At 64.2% G+C, this 22,330-nt stretch carries 23 protein-coding genes; 19 read left to right on the top strand and 4 right to left on the bottom strand.

Annotated elements, in window-relative coordinates; translation table 11 throughout:
• Positions 1–3 precede the first annotated feature (3 nt).
• Complete coding sequence (gene rpiA, locus F8197_RS09350; protein ID WP_152881632.1) at positions 4–681, bottom strand: ribose-5-phosphate isomerase RpiA; 678 nt, start codon at positions 679–681, stop codon at positions 4–6.
• Positions 682–796: 115 nt separating this feature from the next.
• Here rpiA and F8197_RS09355 point away from each other — a divergent pair, with 115 nt between their 5' ends.
• From F8197_RS09355 to F8197_RS09375, 5 genes are read left to right on the top strand one after another with little or no spacing between them, the layout of a single operon-like run.
• Positions 797–1,180 carry a response regulator gene (locus tag F8197_RS09355; protein WP_056140596.1) on the top strand — a complete coding sequence of 128 codons (384 nt, stop codon included), beginning with the start codon at positions 797–799 and terminating at the stop codon, positions 1,178–1,180.
• Position 1,181: 1 nt separating this feature from the next.
• Positions 1,182–1,820, top strand: coding sequence for a chemotaxis protein CheC (locus F8197_RS09360; RefSeq protein WP_152881633.1), 639 nt, complete (start codon positions 1,182–1,184; stop codon positions 1,818–1,820).
• Between the two features lie 10 nt (positions 1,821–1,830).
• Positions 1,831–2,796, top strand: a complete 966-nt coding sequence (locus F8197_RS09365; RefSeq protein ID WP_227012176.1) for a GGDEF domain-containing protein — start codon at positions 1,831–1,833, stop codon at positions 2,794–2,796.
• Between the two features lie 23 nt (positions 2,797–2,819).
• Positions 2,820–4,256, top strand: coding sequence for a cytochrome P450 (locus F8197_RS09370; protein ID WP_152881634.1), 1,437 nt, complete (start codon positions 2,820–2,822; stop codon positions 4,254–4,256).
• 3 nt (positions 4,257–4,259) lie between these two features.
• Entirely contained in the window at positions 4,260–4,571 is a 312-nt protein-coding gene (locus F8197_RS09375; RefSeq protein ID WP_152881635.1) for a hypothetical protein, read from the top strand.
• Positions 4,572–4,595: 24 nt separating this feature from the next.
• Here F8197_RS09375 and F8197_RS09380 read toward each other — a convergent pair whose 3' ends face one another.
• Complete coding sequence (locus F8197_RS09380) at positions 4,596–5,375, bottom strand: NAD(P)H-dependent oxidoreductase (protein ID WP_152881636.1); 780 nt, start codon at positions 5,373–5,375, stop codon at positions 4,596–4,598.
• Positions 5,376–5,461: 86 nt separating this feature from the next.
• Between F8197_RS09380 and F8197_RS09385 the strand changes: the two genes are divergently transcribed.
• The 6 genes from F8197_RS09385 (at position 5,462) to F8197_RS09410 (ending at position 10,301) form a co-directional block, all read left to right on the top strand.
• Complete coding sequence (locus F8197_RS09385) at positions 5,462–6,367, top strand: LysR family transcriptional regulator (RefSeq protein WP_152881637.1); 906 nt, start codon at positions 5,462–5,464, stop codon at positions 6,365–6,367.
• A 73-nt stretch (positions 6,368–6,440) separates the two neighbouring features.
• Positions 6,441–6,857 (top strand): GntR family transcriptional regulator, encoded by a 417-nt coding sequence (locus F8197_RS09390; RefSeq protein WP_152881638.1) that lies wholly within the window; start codon positions 6,441–6,443, stop codon positions 6,855–6,857.
• A 28-nt stretch (positions 6,858–6,885) separates the two neighbouring features.
• A complete protein-coding gene (locus tag F8197_RS09395) occupies positions 6,886–7,836 on the top strand; it encodes an ABC transporter ATP-binding protein (RefSeq protein ID WP_152881639.1) in 951 nt (316 codons plus the stop codon).
• A gap of 11 nt (positions 7,837–7,847) precedes the next feature.
• On the top strand, positions 7,848–9,692 hold the full coding sequence (locus tag F8197_RS09400; RefSeq protein ID WP_152881640.1) for a hypothetical protein: 1,845 nt from the start codon (positions 7,848–7,850) through the stop codon (positions 9,690–9,692).
• Between the two features lie 68 nt (positions 9,693–9,760).
• Positions 9,761–10,045, top strand: a complete 285-nt coding sequence (locus F8197_RS09405) for a BrnT family toxin (RefSeq protein WP_152881641.1) — start codon at positions 9,761–9,763, stop codon at positions 10,043–10,045.
• A complete protein-coding gene (locus tag F8197_RS09410) occupies positions 10,035–10,301 on the top strand; it encodes a BrnA antitoxin family protein (RefSeq protein WP_152881642.1) in 267 nt (88 codons plus the stop codon). The genes F8197_RS09405 and F8197_RS09410 overlap by 11 nt, the downstream gene beginning before the upstream one ends.
• A 51-nt stretch (positions 10,302–10,352) precedes the next feature.
• Here the strand turns inward: F8197_RS09410 and eda are convergent, their stop codons facing one another.
• Together eda and edd are read right to left on the bottom strand one after the other, a co-directional pair.
• Positions 10,353–10,979, bottom strand: a complete 627-nt coding sequence (eda, locus tag F8197_RS09415) for a bifunctional 4-hydroxy-2-oxoglutarate aldolase/2-dehydro-3-deoxy-phosphogluconate aldolase (RefSeq protein ID WP_019922788.1) — start codon at positions 10,977–10,979, stop codon at positions 10,353–10,355.
• 3 nt (positions 10,980–10,982) lie between these two features.
• Positions 10,983–12,914 (bottom strand): phosphogluconate dehydratase, encoded by a 1,932-nt coding sequence (gene edd, locus F8197_RS09420; protein ID WP_152881643.1) that lies wholly within the window; start codon positions 12,912–12,914, stop codon positions 10,983–10,985.
• A 253-nt stretch (positions 12,915–13,167) separates the two neighbouring features.
• Here edd and pgi point away from each other — a divergent pair, with 253 nt between their 5' ends.
• The 8 genes from pgi to F8197_RS09460 all read left to right on the top strand — a co-directional run bounded on the left by pgi (position 13,168) and on the right by F8197_RS09460 (position 22,313).
• Positions 13,168–14,817 (top strand): glucose-6-phosphate isomerase, encoded by a 1,650-nt coding sequence (gene pgi, locus F8197_RS09425; RefSeq protein ID WP_056140617.1) that lies wholly within the window; start codon positions 13,168–13,170, stop codon positions 14,815–14,817.
• A gap of 14 nt (positions 14,818–14,831) precedes the next feature.
• Positions 14,832–15,731 carry an SMP-30/gluconolactonase/LRE family protein gene (locus F8197_RS09430; RefSeq protein WP_152881644.1) on the top strand — a complete coding sequence of 300 codons (900 nt, stop codon included), beginning with the start codon at positions 14,832–14,834 and terminating at the stop codon, positions 15,729–15,731.
• 83 nt (positions 15,732–15,814) lie between these two features.
• Entirely contained in the window at positions 15,815–17,287 is a 1,473-nt protein-coding gene (gene zwf, locus F8197_RS09435; RefSeq protein ID WP_019922792.1) for a glucose-6-phosphate dehydrogenase, read from the top strand.
• Between the two features lie 13 nt (positions 17,288–17,300).
• Positions 17,301–18,155, top strand: coding sequence for an SIS domain-containing protein (locus tag F8197_RS09440; protein WP_019922793.1), 855 nt, complete (start codon positions 17,301–17,303; stop codon positions 18,153–18,155).
• A gap of 171 nt (positions 18,156–18,326) precedes the next feature.
• Positions 18,327–19,793, top strand: coding sequence for an ATPase domain-containing protein (locus tag F8197_RS09445; RefSeq protein ID WP_152881645.1), 1,467 nt, complete (start codon positions 18,327–18,329; stop codon positions 19,791–19,793).
• Positions 19,794–19,802: 9 nt separating this feature from the next.
• Complete coding sequence (locus F8197_RS09450; protein WP_152881646.1) at positions 19,803–20,219, top strand: response regulator; 417 nt, start codon at positions 19,803–19,805, stop codon at positions 20,217–20,219.
• Between the two features lie 81 nt (positions 20,220–20,300).
• On the top strand, positions 20,301–21,236 hold the full coding sequence (tal, locus tag F8197_RS09455) for a transaldolase (RefSeq protein ID WP_056140631.1): 936 nt from the start codon (positions 20,301–20,303) through the stop codon (positions 21,234–21,236).
• Positions 21,237–21,239: 3 nt separating this feature from the next.
• The gene (locus F8197_RS09460) at positions 21,240–22,313 is read left to right on the top strand and encodes a patatin-like phospholipase family protein (RefSeq protein ID WP_193333382.1); all 1,074 of its coding nucleotides are present in this window, start codon (positions 21,240–21,242) and stop codon (positions 22,311–22,313) included.
• Positions 22,314–22,330 lie beyond the last annotated feature (17 nt).

Raw genomic sequence — 22,330 nt, forward strand, 5'->3', positions numbered from 1 at the left:
TCCTTAGAACTTCAGGGTTTTCACGCCCTCGGCCATCCCCAGCAGGCACACATTGGCGCCACGCGCGGCAAACAGCCCCACCGCGATCACGCCCACGATCTGGTTGATCTGCGCTTCCAGCGCCACCGGATCCGTAATCGACAATCCCGATACATCGAGCAACTGGCCGCCATTGTCGGTCACGAACGCCTCATCCGTGCCCGGTTTCAACCGCAGCTTCGGCACGCCGCCCAGCGCGCTTAAGGCGCGGGCCACGGCTTCGCGCGCCATCGGCACCACTTCCACCGGCAGCGGGAACTTGCCCATCACGTCCACCAGCTTGGAGCCGTCGGCGATGCAGACGAACTGCCTCGATACCGATGCGACAATCTTTTCACGCGTCAATGCCGCGCCGCCGCCCTTGATCATGGCGCCGGAAGCGTCGATTTCGTCGGCGCCGTCGATGTACACGGCAATCGCCGGCACGTCGTTGAGGTCATACACCGCGATGCCGTGGCCGCGCAGGCGGGCGGCGGTCGCTTCCGACGACGCCACGGTGCCCTTGATGCGGTCCTTGATCTTGGCCAGCTCATCAATGAAGAAATTGGCGGTGGAACCGGTGCCGACGCCGATGATTTCGTTGTCCACCACGTAGTCGATGGCGGCGCGCGCTACGGCTTGTTTCAGTTCGTCTTGGGTCATGATTTTTAACAATTAAAGGAAAGCGGGAGGAATCAGTGGCGCTATTTTAACGGATAGCTGCCAAGCAAAACCCTATTATGCGAGAATGCCCCATACATACAAGCCAGGAGGTGACATGACTGACGTTACACCCGAGCGAACAAAAACCGTGTTGATTGTCGATGACAGCCGCGTCTCACGGATGATGGCGCGCCAATATATTTTGCATCTGCAACCCGGCTGGAACGTGGTGGAAGCCGGCACCGGCGAAGAGTCGCTGGAGAAGGCACGCGCGGCCCTGCCCGACCTGGTGCTGATGGATGTCAATATGCCCGGCATGGGCGGCATCGCCGCCGCCGAGCAATTGCGGCGGCTGGCGCCTGCGCTGCCAATCTCCCTGCTGACCGCCAACGTGCAGTCCGCCACGCGCGAGCGGGCCGAGGCGCTGGGGCTGGGATTCATGGAAAAGCCGATCACCGAGGCGCGCATCGCCCAGTTGCTGGCGCTGGCGGGAGGCTGACATGGTGGAATTGTCCGAGCTGGAAAACGACGCCCTGATCGAGATTTTCAATATCGGCGTGGGCCAGGCTGCCGCGTCGATGAGCGCGCTGGTCAGCGAAGAGGTGCGCATGTCGGTGCCGTCGATCAGCTTCATCAGCCGTGCCGACGCGGCGCGGCTGCTGGGCAGCAGGCTGGCGGCCGAGGCCGAGGCGCCGGACCGCATTTGCGGCGTCAGCCAGCACTACGAGGGCGCGTTCGATACCGACGCCATCCTCATGTTCCCCGAAGACAAAAGCCTGGAACTGGTGCGCCTGATGGTCGGCGAAACCGTGCCCTTGCAAGAGCTGACCGACATGGAGCAGGAAGCCATGTGCGAAATCGGCAACATCATCCTCAATGCCTGCATCGGCACCCTGGCTAATGTCTTCGAACAGGAACTGCACGGATCGTTGCCGGAATACCACGTTGGCACCAGCGACGAGATTCTCGGCGTGTCCGGCAACGAACCCGACAGCGTGGTGCTGATGCTGCACATCGACTTCGCGCTCGACAAGCACCAGATTCTCGGCTATGTCGCTTTCGTGCTCGACATCTCGGCGCTGCACGACCTCAAAGAACAAATCAACCGCTACATCGCCCGCGCGATGGGGCAAGCCTGAGGTGGCTGGCTTGACGACGGTACGAGAACCCTCGCTCGATTTGCTGCACAGCGTGCTCAACGCGGTGACCCTGGGCGCGGTGGTGCTGGGCCCCGACCGCCGCGTGGTGCTGTGGAACGACTGGATGAGCGAACACGCGCAGATTTCGCAGCAGCAGGCGCTGGGCGCCGACTTGCTGGCTCTGTTCCCGGCACTGCGCGGCAGCCGGGTCGACGCCGCCATCGACCAGGCGCTGCGCCACCATTTTCCGTCGCTGCTGTCGCAGTCGCTCAACAAGGCGCCGTTCCCGTTGTACGCCAATGCCGCAGCGGCGCGCCTGGACGAACGCCTGCAACAGGCGGTGGCGGTGACGCCGGTCGATGTGGTCGACGGCGGACGCCACTGCCTGATCCAGATCACCGATGTCAGCATCGCCGTGGGCCGTGAAAAGCTGCTGCGCGAACAAACCCTGGTGCTGCGCTCGCAAACCTTTGCCGACGGCCTGACCGGCATCGCCAACCGCCGCCACTTCGACGTGGCGATCGAGCGCGAACACCGGCGCGCGCGCCGCCATGGCACGCCGCTGTCGCTCTTGATGATCGACATCGACCACTTCAAGGCCTATAACGACCACTACGGCCACCAGAAGGGCGACCAGTGCCTGATCCAGGTGGCGGCCGCGCTGTCCGGCATGCTCAAGCGCTCGGGCGACCTGATGGCGCGCTACGGCGGCGAGGAATTCGCCATGATCCTGCCCGACACCGACACCGCCCAGGCCACGCAGATGGCCGAAGCGATCCGCGCCCGCGCCGAAGCGCTGGCGATTGCCCATGCGCACGGCGGCGCCAGCGGCGTGGTGACGGTCAGCATCGGCGTGGCCACCCGCAGCGTGGCATCGGCAGTCAACATCGACACCCTGATCGGCGCCGCCGACCGCGCGCTGTACCGCGCCAAGAAGAACGGCCGCAACCGGGTGGAAGCACAAACGCCCGGCTAGCCCCCACAACCAGGAGACATCACTTGCCCGATACCGCCACGCTCGCTACGCCCCTACGGCGCATTGCCGACCTGCCCGGTCCGCGTCCGTGGCCGCTGGTGGGCAACCTGCTGCAAATGCGGCCGCTGCGCTTCCACCAGGATGTCGAAGCCTGGTGCCGCGAATTCGGGCCACTGTTTCGCATGTCGCTCGGGCCCACCCAGGCGCTGGTGGTGTCCGATCATAAACTGGTGTCGGCCGCGCTGCGCGACCGCCCCGACGGCTACCGCCGCCCCGCTGTCACCGAGCACATCGCCAAGGAAATGAAGGGCCGCCCCGGCGTGTTCCTCGAAGAAGGCGCAGCGTGGCGCGAGCAGCGGCGCATGGTGATGGCGGCGCTGGCGCCGCACGCGGTCAAGGCCTATTTCCCGTCGCTGGTGGCCGTGGCGCTGCGCCTGCAACGGCGCTGGGCCAGCGCAGCCGACAGCGGCGCCACCATCGACCTGGCGGACGACCTCAAGCGCTACAGCGTCGATATCGTGGCCGGGCTGGCGTTCGGCACCGAGGTTAATACCATCGATGGCGGCGAGGATGTGTTACAGCGCCACATGGACCGCATCCTGCCGGCCGTGTCGAAACGGTCGCTGTCGCTGTTTCCCTACTGGCGCTACGTCAAGCTGGCGGCCGACCGCGAACTCGACCACAGCATCGCCGCCCTGAACACCGCCATCGACGCCCTGGTGGCCGAAGCCCGCGCCCGCCTGGCTGCCGATCCGGCGCGACGCGAACGCCCCGCCAACCTGCTCGAAGCAATGATCTGCGCGGCAGAAGACGATGGCACCGGCCTGGCAGAAGACGCCGTGGCCGGCAACGTTACCACCATGCTGCTGGCCGGCGAAGACACCACCAGCCATACGCTGGCCTGGATGTTGTACCTGCTGCAGCAAAATCCGGCAGCGCTGGAAGCCGCCCGCGCCGAAGTGCAACGCGTGGCGCCTGCTGCCGCAGCGTTCACCATCGAGCAGATGGACGCGCTCGACTACATCGACGCCTGCGCCCAGGAAGCCATGCGCCTCAAACCCGTGGCGCCGTACATTCCGCTCGAGGCGCTGCGTGACAGCGTGGTAGGCGATGTCGCGGTGCCGGCCGGCAGCCTGGTATGGCTGGTGATGCGCCACGACAGCATGAGCGACGACCACGTGGCACGCGCCACGCAGTTCGATCCTTCGCGCTGGCTCGACGGCGGCGTTATGAACAAGCAGGTGTCGATGCCGTTCGGCGCCGGCGTGCGCACCTGCCCCGGGCGCTACCTGGCGCTGCTGGAAATCAAGATTGCCACCGCCATGCTGCTGGGCAGTTTCGATATCGCGTCCGTGGCGACCGCCGACGGTGCCGAGCCGGAGGAGTTATCAGGCTTTACCATGTCACCAGTCGGCTTGCGCATGCAGTTGCGCAAGCTCTCGCCACCATCCGGAGAGTAATCAATGCGCTTCAAGTTCGAAACCAGACGACACGGCCGCTGCCTGGCGGAAGCCGAACATCGTGGCGACCAGGTCGTCATCGATATCTGGTGGGACCAGAACACCGACCCCAAGCGCGTGGAATACCTGCTGCACATCAAGGACCTGCCACTGCCCAAGCAGATTCCCGAAGGCGGCGCCTTGCAGGACGCGGTGCGCATCGCCGTCAACCATTTCGAAACCTTCAAGGTCAAGGACGGCGACGACTTCGAATTCCATTGCAGCCGCATTACCATGCGCTGGGACGGAAAACTGTACAACAAGATGGGCGGCTAGCGCCTTTGCAAGATGGGCGGCTGATCACGTGGCGCGGTGGGCCGCGAATCCCGTCACGCCCGGCGCCAGCTCGTCGCGCAAGGTCAGCGCCGGAATCGCGTAGTCGCCCGCGTTCTGCGCCCGGAACGCAATCGGCGCAGTGCTGGCCAGCGTGTCGAGGCGCTGTGCCAGTTGCGCGCACAGTTCCGCGAATTTGACCTCATCGACCTTGCCGGTGCGGTACACCACGAACGGCGGCAGCACATCGAACCCCGGATAGAACAGGATGCCGTGCTGGATCGGGAACAGCAGGTCGTCGATCGGGCCATTGATGCCGCGCGCGCTGTAGTGAGATTCCCAGCCGCCCGTGGTCACCATCAGCATGGCGCGCTTGCCGGCCAGGTTGCCCTCGCCGTAGCGGTTGCCCCAGCGCTGGTCCGAGTGTTCGCCCACGCCATAGGCAAAGCCGTTGGCGTACACGCGGTCCACCCAGCCTTTCAAGATGGCCGGCATCGAGAACCACCACAGCGGAAATTGCAGGATCACGGTATCGGCCCAGCGCAGCTTTTCCTGCTCGAGCGCGATGTCTGCGCTTTGGCGACCGCTGTCGTAGGCCAGGCGCGAATCGGCAGACGCGTCGAAACGTTCGCCCGCCGCGCCATCGAGGCTGTCGTGCGCATCGAGCGACGGCTTCCACTGCATCGCGTACAGGTCGGATACCTGCACCGCGTGGCCCGCCGCCTCCAGGTGGCGCACGGCAAAATCCTTGAGGGCGCCGCTGAGCGACTGCGGTTCGGGGTGGGCGTGGACGATCAGGATGTTCATGCTGGTACTCCTTTGAATAAGAAGCACACAGCGTAAAGTTTGCTCAGGTATATTGGAAATGAATTCCCAACATAGCAGGTATTAGAATGCTTAATCTTCGACGGCTGGACCTGAACCTGCTCGTTACGCTGGACGTGCTGCTGGCCGAGCACAACGTCACGCGCGCGGCGCAGCGGCTGAACCTGTCGCAGCCGTCGGTGAGCGTGCACCTGGCCAGGCTGCGCGACATCTTCGGCGACCCGCTGCTGCTGCCCGGACCGCGCGGCATGAAGCCTACCGCGCGCGGCGAGGAGCTGCGTGAACCGCTGCGCCTGGCCCTCGAAGCGCTGGGACAGGCGGTGGCGCCGGCCAGCGCCTTCGATCCTGCCAGCGCCACCAATACCTGGCGCGTGGCCGCCACCGACTACGGCGAATCGACCATCGTGCTGCCCGCACTGGCAAGCCTGCGCCAGTTGGCGCCCGCTACCCGGCTGGCGGTACTGGAACTGGCGCCCGACCGCATCACCCGCCAGGCCGAGCAGGGCGAGATCGACCTGGCCTTCCACACCAGCGCCGGCGCGCCGCCGGGCCTGCGTCGCCGCACACTGTTTGCCGAGCGCTACGTGCTGGCGGGCCGGGTGGACCACCCGCGCCTGCAGCGCAAACCCACGCTCAGGCAATTCTGCGCGCTCGAACATGTGCTGGTCTCGAACAACGGCGGCGGCTTTTACGGCGTCACCGACGAAGCGCTGGCGCAAGCGGGCCTGACCCGCCGGGTGGCGCTGTCGGTACCACACTTCCTGTTCATGATCGCGGCGCTGGCTGCCACCGACCTGGTGGCGATGGTGCCGGAGCGGCTGGTACGCGGCAACGGTGCCTTGAAAACCGTCGCCCCGCCGATCGAGGTACCAGGCTACGAGATGGCGATGCTGTGGCACGAACGCGCGCACCGCGATCCGGCGCACCAGTGGCTGCGGGCGCACATTCAAAACGCGGTGGCGCCGGTTCGCTGACGTCATTGGTGGTTGACGTCGGCACATACGCGGTGTTACTGTACTATTTGTACTAGTACAGTGGAAATATAAAATGAACCAGCCGCGCCGCAGTCCCCTGATGTTACAAATCGCCACAGGCGATCCGCGTCCGATCAACCGCCAGATTGTCGATGGCGTCAAACGCCTGGTCGCCAGCGGCGAGCTGGCCGTGGGCGCCGCCCTGCCCAGCGTGCGCGGCCTGGCTACCCAGCTGGCGATCAACCCCAACACGGTCGCCAAGGCCTACACCGAACTGACCACCGAAGGCTGGCTCGACGCCCGCGCCGGGCTGGGCCTGTTCGTGGCCATGCCGCGCCAGCGCCTGTCCGATCCCGAGCGCGAGCGCCGCCTGAACGACGCCGTGGTCCGTTTTGTCGGCGACGTGATCGCGCTCGACTATCCGGCCGACGCGCTGATCGACCGGGTGGCCGCCGAACTGGCCCTGGTCGCGCCAAAAAAAACCGCCTGAACCACACCATCACCAACCAGGAACCTGGATGAACACGTCCTCTCCCGTCGCCCGTGGCGACTATCTGATCGAAACAGAAGCATTGAGCCTGCAATTCAAGGGCAAGCTGGCGCTCAACGGCCTCAACCTGAAAGTGGCGCGCGGCGGCATTCACGCGGTGGTGGGCGCAAACGGGGCCGGCAAATCGTCGCTGTTTCGCGTGCTGCTCGGATTTGAAGCAGCCACCGGCGGCAGCGCCCGCATCCTCGGCTGCGACAGCGCCCAGCTGACGCCCGACCTGCGCGCGCGCATCGGTTTTGTCAACGAAGAGCACACCCTGCCGCCATGGATGCGGGTGGACGAGGTGACCGCCATGCAGCGCCGCCAGTACCGCGCGTGGGACGAGCAACGCTACCACGCGGTGCTGCGCAACTTCAACGTGCTGCCCGGCCAGCGCATCGCCGAACTCTCGCGTGGCGAACGCGCCGGCGTCAACCTGGCGCTGGCGCTGGGCCAGGCGCCCGAACTGCTGATCCTCGACGAGCCCACGCTGGGACTGGACGTGGTGGCGCGGCGGGTGTTCCTGACCGCGCTAATGGACAGCAGCTACACGGGCGGCACTACCGTCGTCTATTGCTCGCACCAGATGGACGAAATCGAACGCGTGGCCGACCAGTTGATCATCCTCGAACGCGGCCGCTTGCTGCACGCGTCGGCGCCCGACGAGTTCTGCGAGCGCATGCGGTTGTGGGTGGCCGAGTTTCCGTTCCGCGCGCCCGAGCTGGGCGCCATGGCCGGCGTGCTGCAAACCGAACATATCGACGGACTCACGCACCTGATCGTCTTCGACCAGGGCGACCAGTTCGAAGCGCAATTGCGGCTGCTGGGCGCACGCACCGTACACCATATGCCGATCGGCCTTGACCGGGCAGTAAACGGCATGCTGGCGCGCGGCCATATCGGCAGTGTTTCTTCTACCCCTATTATTCAAGCAGCCTGAGGAATTTCACCATGCGCGACCTGTTTTTCAGCGAGTGCCGCCGTTACCGGCGCGCCGCCCTGATGTTTTTCGTGGCCCACCTGGTGCTGCTGCTGTTCTTCTGCAGGGTCAACGACCCGCTGGCGCAAGCGTGGCAGGTGCAGGTCGTGATGCTGGGCGCCTATGCGCTGGCCGGCCTCGGCTTCGCCCTGCACCAGATCGGCAGCTACCGCCAGCCCGGCCGCTGGGTATGGCTGATGCACCGGCCGCTGCCGCGCAGCGCCATCTTCGGTGCCATCACCCTGGCCTCGGCCGCCATGATAGCCCTGGCGGTTGGCGTGCCGCTGCTGCTGGCCGTGCTGGGCACCGACTGGTTCAGCGACCGTCCCGTGGACCTGCGCCATTACGTGATGGTGGCCTACGTGGTGATGATCGTGATCATGGCCTGGCTGGCCGGCGCCGCCATCATGCTCGGCGCCAGCCGCTGTGCGGTGCTGGTCGTGGCGCTGCCGTGGGTCATGCTGATGCACGAATCGACTGCCATCGCCCTGCTGGCCATGTGCGTGCCGTGCGCTGTGCTGATGGCGGCCGTGGTCTACACCAGCTTCCAGCCCAACCGCGCCAGGGCCCCGGCGCCCGGCATCGCCACCATGCTGGCCGCGCTGCCGCTGGTGCTGGGCCTGTACCTGCTGGCGCCGGGCAGCGTTCAATTTGCCGTGCAACTGGGCGCCATGGCGACCGGCACGCATCCGCAACAGATGTCGCAGCCACCAGCAGGCAGCGACTCGGACCTGCGCATCCTGGACAGCCAGGACGTGCTGCGCATGGGCCTCCAGAGTACGGCCAGCAACGAGTCGCGCGCCGACCGCTGGCGCAGCGAACTGGCGCGGATGACACCGCAAAAAATCATGACCGGCTGGATCGGCTATGCCTTGCCACAACAGCTGTCCAACAAAAATATGCCGAGCGGTAAGATCAACGACAACCAGCTGCTCAGCTTCAATCACGACACCATGCGCTTCGACCTGACCGACCTGCGCACCGGGGCCGCCATCGCATCCCTGGGACCTGGCGGCGTCCGCGATACCACCGGCTTCCCTGCCGTGCCAGCGCTGACGGGAAAAATGATGCTGCCGCACACCATGCTCGATATCGACACCCGCACGCTCACTTTCATCACACTGGCCACCCTGCCCACCAACGAAATTTTTATGGTGCGCCCGGTGGTGGCCGGTGATACGGCTTACGCGGTGAGCAACCAGCGGCTGATCGTCTACCGCACCGCAGGTCCGCAAGCGCCTTACCGGGCGCTGTACAGCGTGCCCCTGCCCGGCCCACTCAACGACATGGCGAGGATCGATGTCGCCCGGTTGTCCGACGGCGTATTGGTGTCCTTTGCCGGTGGCCGCGACCGGTCGCATGGCGCTGCCAACACCGGCTTGCAGACGGTGGTGTTTGTCGGCGCCGACGGCAAGCCGCAAACCATCGCCACCCGAGCGATCAGTCCCGACTACCCACCGCTGCTGAACCAGCTGGACTGGTGGATATCGCCGGTGCTCGACGCCGTTACCGCCTTGCCGGCATGGATACTGCCGCACACAGCCTCGGCCGAAAGCCTGGCAGCACCGCTCCTGCCACAGCGTTCGGGCGAGATGTGGATGGCGGCATTGCTATCGAACCTGCTGGCAGCGACCGGCGCCTGGCTGTGGCGCCGCCGCGCGCTGCGCCAACCGCGCCATGCGATTGGCGCGGGCTGGCTGCCGGCCTGCCTGGTGTTCGGCCTGCCCTGCCTGGCAGCCATGATGATAATGTATCCGCACCGTCGCACCAGCCGCGCAACCGCCAAGGCCGCCGCGCAACAGGTTGTTGCCGTCTAGCACATTCGATGCGCCGCGCTTGCGGCGTATCAAAAACTTCGGCAGCACTTGCAGTATATGTATAGGATATGCATAATCCTAAAACATACATCGAATTCGATCCGTTCAAGGCCAAGTTCAACCGCGCCAAGCATGGCGTCAGTTTTGCCCAGGCGGAGGAAGCGTTGCACGACTTCATGGCGGTCACGATCGAGGATCCCGACGCGTTTGGCGAGCAACGCTTCGTCACGCTGGGGGCCGATGGCAACGGACGATTATTGATCGTGGTGTACACCATGCGCGGCGAAAACATCCGGCTGATCTCCGCGCGCAAGGCCAGCAAAGGCGAGACGAGGACATATCATGCGCAATGATTACGATTTTACGGAAGGAAAACGCGGTGCAGTGGTGCCAGCCACTGGCAAAAGCCGCATCACCATCATGTTTGACGACGACGTGCTGGCGTTTTTCCGCGAGCAGGCCGAGGCGCAGGGCATCGGCTATCAAACGCTGATCAACGCCGAGTTGCGCAAGGCGATGCAGCCGCCAAAGGGTTCCCCACTCACTGTGGCCAGTTTGCGCAAGGTGCTCAAGGAAGAACTGGCGGCGCTCAGAACCCTCACCGCCTGAAAATAAAAAAACGACGCCGCAGCGTCGTTTTCGTCAGCAAGTCGAACCAGCCTAGATGCGCAAGCCGCTGGCCGCCTTGGCCAGGTCGGTGATGCGTTCCCAATCGCCTGCGGCAATCGCGTCTTTCGGCGTCAGCCACGAGCCGCCCACGCAGGCGACGTTTTTCAGCTTGAGGAACTGGCCGGCCGTCTCTTGCGAGATGCCGCCGGTCGGGCAGAACGTCACGTCCGACAGCGGGCCGTAAATGGCATTCAGCATGCCAACGCCACCGGCCGGCACGGCAGGGAACAGTTTCAGCTGCTTGAAGCCGTGTTCGCGCGCAGCCATGACCTCGGACGGCGTCATCACGCCCGGCAGCAGTGGCAGGCCGCTGGATTTTGCAGCCTGGATCAGGGCGGCGGTCAGGCCCGGCGACACGCCGAAGACGGCGCCGGCATCGCGCGCAGCAGCGAATTCTTCCGGCGCAGTCAGGGTGCCCACGCCCACGATGGCGCCTTCCACCTCGGACATGGCGCGGATGGCACCCAGGCCGTGTTTGGTACGCAGCGTCACTTCCAGCACCCGGATGCCGCCGGCGACCAGCGCCTTGGCCAGCGGTACCGCGTGTTCGGGTTCGTCGATCGCGATCACGGGGATCACGGCGGAAGTACGCATAATGTCGAGCAGAGTCATGGTCATGATTTACGCTTCTTTCTTCATCGAGAAATCTTCATCGGAACCCGGCACGGTGTTACCGACCGGATCTTTGTCATGCAGGCCGACGACGGTCGGAATCGGCGACGGCAGGCCGAAGGTGGTGGCGCCCTTCTCTGCTTCGGAGACGCTGTGGCGGAACATGGCAAACAGCTCGCGGCCCATGCCGACGCCGTTCGGGGTGAGGTCGGCCGTGGCCTGTTCACGCGCAGCCCATACCGAGGCTTCCACTTTCGCTTCGAGCGTACCGGTACGGGCGCACACGCGGATGATGTCGCCATCGCGTACACGACCCAGCGGTCCGCCGGCCAGGATTTCCGGCGACACGTGGATCGCTGCCGGCACCTTGCCCGACGCGCCCGACATGCGGCCGTCGGTCACCAGCGCCACGTGGCGGCCGGCGTCCTGCAGGTTGGCCAGCGCCGGCGTCAAGGCGTGCAGTTCCGGCATGCCGTTGGCGCGCGGCCCCTGGAAGCGCAGCACGGCAACGAAGTCGCGGTCGAGCTGGCCGGCCTTGTAGGCGTCCATGAAATCTTCCTGCGAGTTGAATACCAGCGCCGGCGCTTCCACGGTCTGGTGCTCGGGCTTCACCGCCGATACTTTCATCACCGCGCGGCCCAGGTTGCCCTTGACCAGCACCGTGCCGCCGTCCGGCGAGAACGGCGCGGTGATCTTGCGCAGCACCGCTTCGTCGCCCGATTGTTCCGGCGCCGCTTTCCACACCACGCCCTCGCGTCCAACCTCACCTTCGCCGAGGAATGGTTCGGTGGTGTGGGCGCGCAGGCCCTTGCCCAAAATCGTGGTGACGTCGTCGTGCAGCAGGCCGCCGTCGAGCAGTTCGCGGATCACGAAGCCGGTGCCGCCAGCGGCGTGGAAGTGATTGACGTCGGCATTGCCGTTCGGGTAAATGCGGGTGAGCAGCGGCACGACTTTCGACAGCTCGTCGAAATCGTCCCAGTCGATCACGATGCCGGCCGCCTTGGCAATCGCCACCAAGTGCAGCGTGTGGTTGGTGGAACCACCGGTGGTGAGCAGCGCGACAATCGCGTTGACGATCGATTTTTCATCGACCACGTGGCCGACCGGCAGGTATTCGTCCGATTGCGCACTGATCACGGCGGCGCGGCGGGCGGCAGCCTTGGTCAGCTCGGCGCGCAGCGGGGTGTTGGGGGTAATGAAGGCGGCGCCCGGCAGGTGCAGGCCCATCACTTCCATCAGCATCTGGTTGCTGTTGGCGGTGCCGTAGAAGGTGCAAGTGCCGGCGCCGTGGTACGACTGCGACTCGCCTTCGAGCAGTTCGGCGCGGCCGACCTTGCCCTGGGCATACAGCTGGCGGATCTTGGCTTTCTCGGAGTTGGACAGGCCGGTGGTCATCGGGCCGGCCGGCACGAACACGGCAGGCAAGTGGCCGAAGTGCAGCGCGCCGATCAGCAGGCCCGGCACAATCTTGTCGCACACGCCCAGGTACACGGCCGCGTCGAACATATTGTGCGACAGTGCGATGGCGGTGGACATGGCAATCGCGTCACGCGAGAACAGCGACAATTCCATGCCGGGCTGCCCTTGCGTGACGCCATCACACATGGCGGGCGTGCCGCCGGCAAATTGCGCCACCGCGCCCACTTCGCGCACGGCGTCCTTGATCAGCGCCGGGAAGCCTTCGAACGGCTGGTGCGCGGACAGCATGTCGTTGTAGGCGGAAACAATCGCCACCGACGGCTTTTTCAGCTCCTTGAGCGAGAGCTTGTCGTTGGCGGGAAACGCCGCAAAGCCGTGCGCCAGGTTGGTACATGCCAGGGTGCCGCGCTGCACGCCCTTCACGCGCGCTGCTTCGAGATGCTCAAGATAAGCGCCACGCGAAGGTTTGCTACGCGAAATGATGCGCGCGGTGACGGATTCCAGTACGGGATGCAAGGCCATGTTGATTCCTTATCGATTAACTTATGAAATTTTACTACAAAATGGCGCAGCCAGCGATTTTTCGTGAGGAATTCGTGATCCCGTCTAGCGTGGCGAGCTGTTTTTTCTTACTTGGCTAGCTGATTAGTGTGCAGAAAAACCGACCTTCCCACCCGATAAAATTCCATAATTTCAACAGAACCGTAGTGAATTTACCGCTTTTTCCTGTATTATTCAACCATCTTATTCTTACTTCCATTCGACGCCCAACACTATGCGCCAACCTGCCCTTACCTCGACCGCCAGCTACCAAGCCCTCGCAGCCCACGCCGTTGACGCCCGCCAGTGGCAGATGCGCCAACTGTTTGCCGACAATGACCAGCGCTTCCCGCAATTGACGGTCGATGCCGCCGGCCTGTTCCTCGACTACTCGAAGAACCGCCTGGACGCCGACACCATCGCCCTGCTGGTGGACCTGGCCCGTGAACGCGGCGTGGAGACGCAGCGCGACGCCATGCTGCGTGGTGACAAGATCAATCTTACCGAACATCGTGCCGTACTGCATACCGCCCTGCGTTTGCCGCGCGGCAAAAGCCTGGTGGTCGATGGCCGCGACGTGGTGCCCGATGTGCACGCCGTACTGGACCAGGTGCGCGACTTCACCGACAAGGTGCGCAGCGGCGCCTGGCTCGGCTACAGCGGCAAGCCAATCACCGACATCGTCAACATCGGCATCGGCGGCTCGGATCTGGGCCCGAAAATGGCCGTGCTGGCGCTGCGCTCGTTCGCTCACCCACGTTTGAAGATGCATTTCGTCTCCAACGTCGATGGCCACGACATGGACGCCGCATTGGCCCTGGTCAACCCGGAAACCACGTTGTTCATCGTTGCGTCGAAAACCTTCACCACGGCTGAAACCATGCTCAACGCGAACACCGCGCGCACCTGGTTCCTGCAAAGCGCCACCGAGGCCGACCTGGCGCGCCACTTCGTGGCCGTCTCCACCAACCTCGAGTCGGTGCAGGCGTTCGGCATCGACCCGGCCAATATGTTCCCGTTCTGGGACTGGGTGGGCGGGCGTTACTCGGTGTGGTCGGCAATTGGCCTGTCGGTGGCGTTGGCCGTCGGCTTCGGCTACTTCAGCGACTTCCTCGCTGGCGCCCACGCCATCGACGAGCATTTCCGCGAGGCGCCGCTGGAACAGAATATGCCGGTACTGCTGGCCCTGGTCGGTTTCTGGAACCGCGAGTTCCTCGACGCCGGCTCGCTGTCGATCGCACCGTACCACCAGGACCTGAACCGTTTCCCCGCCTACCTGCAACAGCTGGACATGGAAAGCAACGGCAAGCGCGTCACCCGTGGCGGCGCGGCGGTCGATACCGCCACCTGCCCGGTCGTGTGGGGCGAATGCGGCACCAACGCCCAGCACGCGTACTTCCAGCTGCTGCACCAGGGTACCGACATCACGCCGATCGACTTCATCGCCGCACTGCGCGCCACGCACGACCTGCCGGGCCACCACGACGCCCTGCTGGCCAACTGCTTTGCCCAGTCCGAAGCGTTCATGACCGGCAAGACCGGCGACGAAGTGCGCGCCGACCTGACCGCGCAAAAACTCTCCGCCACCGAAATCGACGAACTGGTGCCGCATAAAACCTTCCCCGGCAACCGGCCGTCGAACACCATCCTGATGGATCAGTTGACGCCGCTGACACTGGGCGCGCTGATCGCGCTGTACGAACATAAAACCTTCGTGCAGGGCGTGATCTGGGACGTGAACAGTTTCGACCAGTGGGGCGTGGAACTGGGCAAGGTCCTGGCCAAGAATATCCAGGCCGAGCTGCAAGGCGAGATCAAGCCGGAACGCCACGACAGCTCGACCAATGGCCTGATCATCATGGCCAAGGCGGCGCAGCACCTGTAACCAAGGATACGCATATGGACACCACCCCGATCATCCAGGTCGCCTGCGACGCCGTCATGCAAACCGGCGAATCGCCGCTGTGGCATGCCGACGAGCAGGTGCTGTACTGGGTCGATATCCCGGCTCGCACCGTGCACCGGCTCGATCCTGCCAGCGGCGCCCACCACGCATGGCTGCTCGAGAGCGAACCGGCCAGCCTGGCGCTTGCCGACCAGGGCGGCCTGATCGTTGCCACCCGCAACGGCGTGCAGCACCTCGATACCGCCAGCGAGGCTGTGCGCACCACGCTGATTGCTCCTGCTCCCTACGATACGGCCATCACCCGTTTCAACGACGGCAAGGTCGATGGCGCCGGCCGCTACTGGATCGGCACCATTTACGAACCACGCGATAAACCCGCTGCCGAGATGTACGTGCTGGAGCAAGGACAACTGCGCCGCGCGTGGGCCGGCGGCATGACCAATTCCAACGGCCTGGCCTTCAGCCCCGACCAGAAAACCATGTACCACGCCGACACCAGCGCCCACCTGCTGCGCCGTTTCGACTACGACGTGGCGACCGGTGCGGTCGGCAATGAGCAGGTATTCCGGCAATTTTCAGCCGACAAGACCAGTAATTACGGCGGCCGCCCGGACGGCGGCGCGGTCGATAGCGAAGGCAATTACTGGAGCGCCCTGTTCGAAGGCGCGCGCATCGTCAAGCTCTCACCCAGCGGCGAAGTACTGGCCGAAATCGCCTTGCCGGTGCGCTGCCCCACCATGGTGGCCTTCGGTGGCCCGAACCTGCGCACGCTGTATGTCACCAGCGCCGGCGCACGACCGGCCGAAGAACTGGCACAATACCCGTTCAGCGGCAAACTGCTGGCCGTGCAAGTGGATGTGGCCGGCCGGGTGGAACCGGCATACCGACAGTAATGTAGTAAAGTTTCTTGCTTTTCGCATTTCAGCGTAGTAAATTTACATATCCACCATCAAGCTCTTTTACCTCAGATCTCACTATGGCACTTACCGATTTTGACCTGGTTCTGTTCGGCGGCAGCGGCGACCTGTCGATGCGCAAATTGCTGCCCGCGATGTACGCGCGCGACGTGGCCAACGACCTGCCCCCTACCGCCCGCATCATTTGCGTAGGCCGCGCGGACGCCAGCCAGGAAGAGTTCCTGCACACGGTCGAGACCACGTCGAAGCCGCTGATCAAGTCGCCTGCCGTTGCGCCGGCCGCGTGGGCGCGCTTCACCGCCCGCATCGTGTACGTGTCGCTCAACGCCACCGACGCCACCACCTATGCGCCGCTGGTCGAAGCGCTGCGCCAGGATAGCGCGATTACCCGCGTGTACTACCTGGCCACGCCGCCGGCCATCTTCGCCCGCATTTGCGAGAGTCTCAAGGAAAACGGCCTGGTCACCGCCAACTCGCGCGTGGTGCTGGAAAAGCCGCTGGGCCGCGATCTGGCCTCGGCCAAGCAGATCAATGCCGAAGTGGGCAAGGTCTTCGAAGAATCGCAGATTTACCGGATCGACCACTACCTGGGCAAGGAGACCGTGCAGAATCTGCTGGCCCTGCGCTTCGGCAACATCCTGTTCGAACCGCTGTGGCGCCGCGAGTGGATTTCCGACGTACAAATCACCATCGCCGAGAAACTGGGCGTGGGCAACCGCATGGGTTACTACGACACGTCGGGCGCGCTGCGCGACATGCTGCAAAACCACTTGCTGCAACTGCTATGCATTGTGGCCATGGAACCACCCACCTCGATCGCACCGGACGCCGTACGCGACGCCAAGTTGCAAGTGCTGCGTTCGCTTAAAAAATTCACCCCGAGCACGCTGGCGCAAAACATCGTGCGCGGCCAGTACCGCGCCGGTCACGTCGATGGCAAGGCCGTGCCAAGCTACCGCGACGAACCGGACGCACCCGAACATTCGCGCACCGAAACCTTCGTGGCCATGAAGGCCGAGATCGACACCTGGCGCTGGGCCGGCGTGCCGTTCTACCTGCGTACCGGCAAGCGCATGGCCGACAGCCTGGCCGAGATCGTCGTGCGCTTCAAGCAGATTCCGCACTCGATCTTTGCCCAGCCCACCAACAGCTTCCAGCCCAACTCGCTGGTGATCCGCCTGCAGCCGGACGAAGGCCTGCGCATGAACCTGATGGCCAAGACCCCGGGCGACGGCATGCGCTTGAAGCAAGCCGAGCTGGAACTGGACTTCCGCGAACAGTTCAAATCGCCACGCATGGAAGCGTACGAGCGCCTGCTGCTCGACGTGCTGCGCGGCCAGCTGACCCTGTTCATGCGCGGTGACGAACTGGAAGCGGCGTGGGAATGGGTCGAGCCGATCCTCGACCACTGGGAATCGGACGACAGCTATCCGGTGCCGTACTCGGCCGGTACCTGGGGCCCGGCCGCCTCGTCGGCACTGATCAGCCGCGAAGGCTTGCAGTGGCGCGAAGAAGCGCTGCCGGAAGACTAGGACCCATAACGCCATGCTGCTCGACTCGATCCGCACCCAGCTCGACTCGCTCTCCAAGTCGGAGCGCAAAGTCGCGCTGGCCGTGCTCGACCATCCCGGCCAGACCGTCAGCCAGAACATCACGGCGCTGGCCAAGAGCGCGCAAGTGTCGGAACCCACGGTGGTACGGTTTTGCCGCACGCTCGGTTACGACGGCTGGCACGAGTTCAAGCTGAAACTGGCGCAGGGCCTGGCGCTGGCCCTGCCTGGCCTGAACGAACAACCGACCCAGGACGATCTCGCGGCCGACCTGGTCAACAAGATTTGCAGCCGCTCGATCAACACCCTGCTCGACCTGCGCAACAATCTCGACCCCGACGCCATCCAGAAGGCGCTCGACATCCTGTCGAAAGCCAACAAGATCGAGTTCTACGGCCAGGGCACGTCCGGCATCGTCGCGGCCGACGCCCAGCACAAGTTTTTCCGTTCGGGCGTGCCCACGGTCGCGTACGCCGATCCGCACATCCACAGCATTGCCGCCGCCCTGCTGCGCACCGGCGATGCCGTGGTGGCCATTTCGCAGCGCGGCAACAGCCCGTCGCTGGTGCGCTCGGTCAAGCTGGCGCGCCGTGGCGGCGCCGACGTGATTGCGCTGGCGCCGTCGGGCACGCCGCTGGCCGACCTGGCCACGGTGCTGATTCCCATCGACCTGATCTTCAATATCGATCCCTATACGCCCATTTCGGCCCGGCTGGCCTACCTGGTGGTGATCGATGTCCTCGCTGTCGGACTGGCCCTGCAACGGGGTCCCGATTTCCGCAAAAAGATGCAGAACGCTCAGAAGGCTTTGCAAGAGTTCGACTTGCAATTCGACTCCTTCATCGGTTGATGTCATAATTTGACAAATCTGCACCGGTCCTGTGCGTCGGTGTGTTGTCGCACATGGCCACCGCCCCAGTACTCCTATACTTCCCTTATGCTACAGTGTGACTAATTCTCCAGGTGCAATATTGCATCTGGAGAATTTCATACGTGGCATGTAGTGCCCGTGAGAGTGGACATGACTACCTTTTCTGCCGCCAATTCTTCTTCCGATAACATCTTATCGGCCCGCATTCCGCTCTTGCAAACCGGCGTGCCGGGGCTCGACCAGATTTTAGGTGGCGGCTTTCCCTCGCACAGCCTGTACCTGCTGCAAGGCCTGGCCGGCAGCGGCAAGACCACGCTGGCGTGCCAGATCGGCTACCACCACGCGCACCAGGGCAAGAAAGTCCTGATCCTCACGCTGATTGCCGAAACCCACGGCAAGATGCTCAATCACCTGAGCAGCTTTTCGTTCTTCGACGAGCAACTGGTGGGCGACCGCATCGTCTTCATCGGCGCCTATCCCGACCTGCTCAAGGGCGGCTTGCGCCAGTTGCTCAAATCGATCGCCACCACGCTGGCCGCGCAGCAACCGGACATCATGATCATCGACGGTTTTCGCACCGTGCGCGACGCCAAGCCGTCCGACGTGGCGCTGTCCGAATTCATGCTGTCGCTGAACTCGCTGGTGTCCACCATGCGCTGCACCACATTTTTGCTCTCGCCCACCGAAGGCAATGTGGCAGACTCGGAAAACACCCTGGTCGATGGCTTGATCGAACTGAGCCAGTTCGAACACGGCCTCAACCTGATCCGCGAAATCAAGGTCTTCAAGCTGCGCGGCAGCAAGCACCTGCTGGGGCGTCACGTGTTCGAGGTGGGCGCCGATGGCGTTGCCATCTATCCGCGCCTGGAGGCGGTAAGCACGGTTACCGGCGCCACCCCGGTCGTGTCGCGCCAGCGGCTCGGCTTTGGCATCGAAGGCTGGGACCGCCTTACGCATGGCGGCGTAGCCAAAGGTTCGACCACCGCGCTGCTGGGGAACCCGGGCGTGGGCAAGACCCTGATGGGCATGCATTTCATTTACGATGGACTCAAGCGCGGCGAGCCTTGCCTGATCGTCGGCTTTTACGAGTCGCCCGAGGCTCTGCTGGAAAAGGCACGCAATGTCGGCCTCGACTTCCGCACCTACTACGACAGCGGCGCCCTGCAGGTGATCTGGAATCCGCCGCTGGAAATCCTGGTCGACAGCCTGGCCCACAGCGTGCTGCACAATGTCGGGGCACGCCAGGTGTCGCGCCTGCTGGTCGATGGCATCGACGGCCTGCGCGAAATCGTCATGCACCCCGGGCGCTCGCGCTCGTTCCTGGCGGCGCTGGTCAACGAACTGCGCTGCCGCAACGTCACCACGTTCTTTACCCAGGAACTGGCGTACTTCGGCCAGGCCCCGGGCGATGGCGAAATTGCCGCGTCGATGCTGTTCGAGAACATCATCCTGATGCGCTATGTGGATGTGAACGGCATCAACCGCCGCCAGATCGGCGTGCTCAAACTGCGCGAAAACGGCTACGACTCCGCCAACCACATCCTGCTCATTTCCGACCAGGGCATGAGCATCGAAGAAGCTGTCTCTGGCCCGGTCCACCTTACGCCGGCGCTATGAAGAGATGACATGAGCGACTTCCCCGCATATCCCGACGCACACCCGGATGGCAAGCTGATCCTGGTAGTGGACGACGAGTTCGACGTCCTGTCGGCCTATACCATGCTGTTCGAGTACCGCGGCTACCGCGTGCGCACGGCCGGCAATGGCGAGGAAGCGCTGGCGGTTGCCGCCAGCGAGCGGCCCGATATCGTGGTGTCCGACTACATGATGCCGGTGATGGACGGCGCCCAGTTGTGCCTGCTGTGGCGCAGCGATCCCGACTTGCGCCAGGTGCCGTTCATCCTGTGCAGCGCCGGCCTGCTGCGTCGCGACGAAGTGCTGCCCTACGACACTTTCTTCCGCAAGCCGGTGCCGTTCGAGGCGCTGGTGGCCGAGATCGTCCGCCTGATTGCCGCGCGCGACCAGGCCCAGCCCCGTGCATAAATAAGCGGTGTTGTACGGTGTTATCTTTCCGCTTTGTCCACGCTTGAGTACAATAAGGCAATCACTCACTCGGGCAGCGCCATGAACCAACTCGAACAACTCAAGCAATTCACCACCGTGGTCGCCGACACCGGTGATTTCCAGTCGATCCAGGCCTACACGCCACGCGACGCCACCACCAATCCCTCGCTGATCCTGAAGGCCGTGCAAAAGGACGAGTACAAGCCGCTGCTGGAAAAAGCCGTGCGCGACAACCTCGACCGCTCGACCTCGGACACGATCGACCACCTGCTGGTGGCGTTCGGCAAGCAGATCCTGCGCGTGATCCCGGGCCGCGTCTCCACCGAAATCGACGCTGGCCTGTCGTTCGACACCGAAGGTTCGATCGCCAAGGGCCGCGAACTGATCAAGCTGTACGAAGCGGCCGGCATCGAGCGCGAGCGCGTGCTGATCAAGATGGCCGCCACCTGGGAAGGCATCCGCGCCGCCCAGGTGCTGGAAAAAGAAGGCATCCACTGCAATATGACCTTGTTGTTCTCGCTGGGCCAGGCGATTGCCTGCGCCGAAGCGGGTGCACAACTGATTTCGCCGTTCGTGGGCCGCATTTACGACTGGTACAAGAAATCGACCGGCATCGAGTACACCCCGTCGGAAGACCCGGGCGTGCAATCGGTCAAGCGCATCTACAACTACTACCGCAAGTTCGGCTACAGCACCGAAGTGATGGGCGCGAGCTTCCGCAATACCGGCCAGATCCTGGAACTGGCCGGCTGCGACCTGCTCACCATCAGCCCCGACCTGCTGCAAAAGCTGGCCGACACCGACGGCAAGATCGAGCGCAAGCTGAGCCCGGAAAACGCGCCATCGGCCGGCGCCGTCAAGATCAGCCTGGACGAAAAGAAATTCCGCTTCCAGCTCAACGAAGACCAGATGGCCACTGAAAAGCTGTCCGAAGGCATCCGCGCCTTCTGCGCCGACACCGGCAAGCTCAAGCAAATCATCTCCGGCATGCGCTAAAGCTTGGCCTCGCCGATCACCATTCGGTTGGGCCGGCGCGCGCGTGAGCGCATTGCCGCCGAGGGCTTGCGGGCCAGCGATGTGGCAATCGTGCCCGCCGCTGCCGGCGGCCCCAAGGGGCTGATCCTCAATGGCCTCGACCTGTGGCTGTTCGGCAGTTTTCTCAAGGATGCGCCGCGGCCGCGCACGCTGGTCGGGGCCTCGATCGGCGCCTGGCGCATGGCCGCTTCGGCCTTCGACGATCCGGTCGCCGCGCACCGGCGCCTGGCGCATCTGTATGCGCACCAGCGCTATCCGGCCAAGGTAACCGCCGCGTATATCAGCGAAAACATTCGCAACCTGCTCGACGAACTGCTCGACGGGCGCGGCGCCGAAGTGATCGCTCACCCGCGTCACCACGTCAACATTCTTACCGTGCGCGGCACCGGTGCGCTCGGGCGCAGCAATGGCGTGCGCTGGCGCGAGATGGCCGGCTTTCTGATGGCGGCCGCCGGCAATGCGGTCGCCCGCAGCCGGCTGGCGGCGTCGATGGAGCGCGTGGTGTTTCATCCCGCGCAAGACGATGCCCAATGGCTGCGCCAGCCGTTCGACGCCTTTGCCGCCCACTTCGTGGACCTGGCCACCGACAACCTGCGCGACGCCATGCAGGCGTCGGGCTCGATCCCGCTGGTGCTCGAAGCGGTGACCGACATTGCCGGTGCACCGCCCGGTCCGCACTGGGACGGCGGGCTGATCGACTACCACCTGCACCTGCCCTACCAGCGCGACCCTGACCTGGTGCTGTACCCGCATTTCAGCGACCACATCGTGCCGGGCTGGCTCGACAAATCCATGCCGTGGCGGCGCGCCAACGACGCAGCGATGGACAATATGATCCTGGTGTCGCCGTCGGCCGCATTCGTTGCCACCCTGCCCAACGGCAAGCTGCCCGACCGCAAGGATTTCACCGCCTACGGCCAGCACCACGACACCCGCATCCGCCACTGGCTGCACGCCATTGGCGAAAGCGAGCGGATGGCCGAAGCATTCGCGCGCTGGTGCGAACAACCGGACCTGAAGGCAACATTGTCTTTTTAGGTACTTTACATTGCTGC

Origin of the sequence: Duganella sp. FT27W (genome assembly GCF_009295655.1) — a bacterium.
GTDB classification, from domain to species: Bacteria; Pseudomonadota; Gammaproteobacteria; order Burkholderiales; family Burkholderiaceae_D; genus Rugamonas; species Rugamonas zoogloeoides.

What these genes read in the sequence shown, in the direction of transcription:
- rpiA (WP_152881632.1), bottom strand. Translation starts at nt 681, where the DNA reads ATGACCCAAGACGAACTGAAACAAGCCGTAGCGCGCGCCGCCATCGAC.
- F8197_RS09355 (WP_056140596.1), top strand. Translation starts at nt 797, where the DNA reads ATGACTGACGTTACACCCGAGCGAACAAAAACCGTGTTGATTGTCGAT.
- F8197_RS09360 (WP_152881633.1), top strand. Translation starts at nt 1,182, where the DNA reads ATGGTGGAATTGTCCGAGCTGGAAAACGACGCCCTGATCGAGATTTTC.
- F8197_RS09375 (WP_152881635.1), top strand. Translation starts at nt 4,260, where the DNA reads ATGCGCTTCAAGTTCGAAACCAGACGACACGGCCGCTGCCTGGCGGAA.
- F8197_RS09380 (WP_152881636.1), bottom strand. Translation starts at nt 5,375, where the DNA reads ATGAACATCCTGATCGTCCACGCCCACCCCGAACCGCAGTCGCTCAGC.
- F8197_RS09385 (WP_152881637.1), top strand. Translation starts at nt 5,462, where the DNA reads ATGCTTAATCTTCGACGGCTGGACCTGAACCTGCTCGTTACGCTGGAC.
- F8197_RS09390 (WP_152881638.1), top strand. Translation starts at nt 6,441, where the DNA reads ATGAACCAGCCGCGCCGCAGTCCCCTGATGTTACAAATCGCCACAGGC.
- F8197_RS09395 (WP_152881639.1), top strand. Translation starts at nt 6,886, where the DNA reads ATGAACACGTCCTCTCCCGTCGCCCGTGGCGACTATCTGATCGAAACA.
- F8197_RS09400 (WP_152881640.1), top strand. Translation starts at nt 7,848, where the DNA reads ATGCGCGACCTGTTTTTCAGCGAGTGCCGCCGTTACCGGCGCGCCGCC.
- F8197_RS09405 (WP_152881641.1), top strand. Translation starts at nt 9,761, where the DNA reads ATGCATAATCCTAAAACATACATCGAATTCGATCCGTTCAAGGCCAAG.
- F8197_RS09410 (WP_152881642.1), top strand. Translation starts at nt 10,035, where the DNA reads ATGCGCAATGATTACGATTTTACGGAAGGAAAACGCGGTGCAGTGGTG.
- eda (WP_019922788.1), bottom strand. Translation starts at nt 10,979, where the DNA reads ATGACCATGACTCTGCTCGACATTATGCGTACTTCCGCCGTGATCCCC.
- edd (WP_152881643.1), bottom strand. Translation starts at nt 12,914, where the DNA reads ATGGCCTTGCATCCCGTACTGGAATCCGTCACCGCGCGCATCATTTCG.
- pgi (WP_056140617.1), top strand. Translation starts at nt 13,168, where the DNA reads ATGCGCCAACCTGCCCTTACCTCGACCGCCAGCTACCAAGCCCTCGCA.
- F8197_RS09430 (WP_152881644.1), top strand. Translation starts at nt 14,832, where the DNA reads ATGGACACCACCCCGATCATCCAGGTCGCCTGCGACGCCGTCATGCAA.
- zwf (WP_019922792.1), top strand. Translation starts at nt 15,815, where the DNA reads ATGGCACTTACCGATTTTGACCTGGTTCTGTTCGGCGGCAGCGGCGAC.
- F8197_RS09440 (WP_019922793.1), top strand. Translation starts at nt 17,301, where the DNA reads ATGCTGCTCGACTCGATCCGCACCCAGCTCGACTCGCTCTCCAAGTCG.
- F8197_RS09445 (WP_152881645.1), top strand. Translation starts at nt 18,327, where the DNA reads ATGACTACCTTTTCTGCCGCCAATTCTTCTTCCGATAACATCTTATCG.
- F8197_RS09450 (WP_152881646.1), top strand. Translation starts at nt 19,803, where the DNA reads ATGAGCGACTTCCCCGCATATCCCGACGCACACCCGGATGGCAAGCTG.
- tal (WP_056140631.1), top strand. Translation starts at nt 20,301, where the DNA reads ATGAACCAACTCGAACAACTCAAGCAATTCACCACCGTGGTCGCCGAC.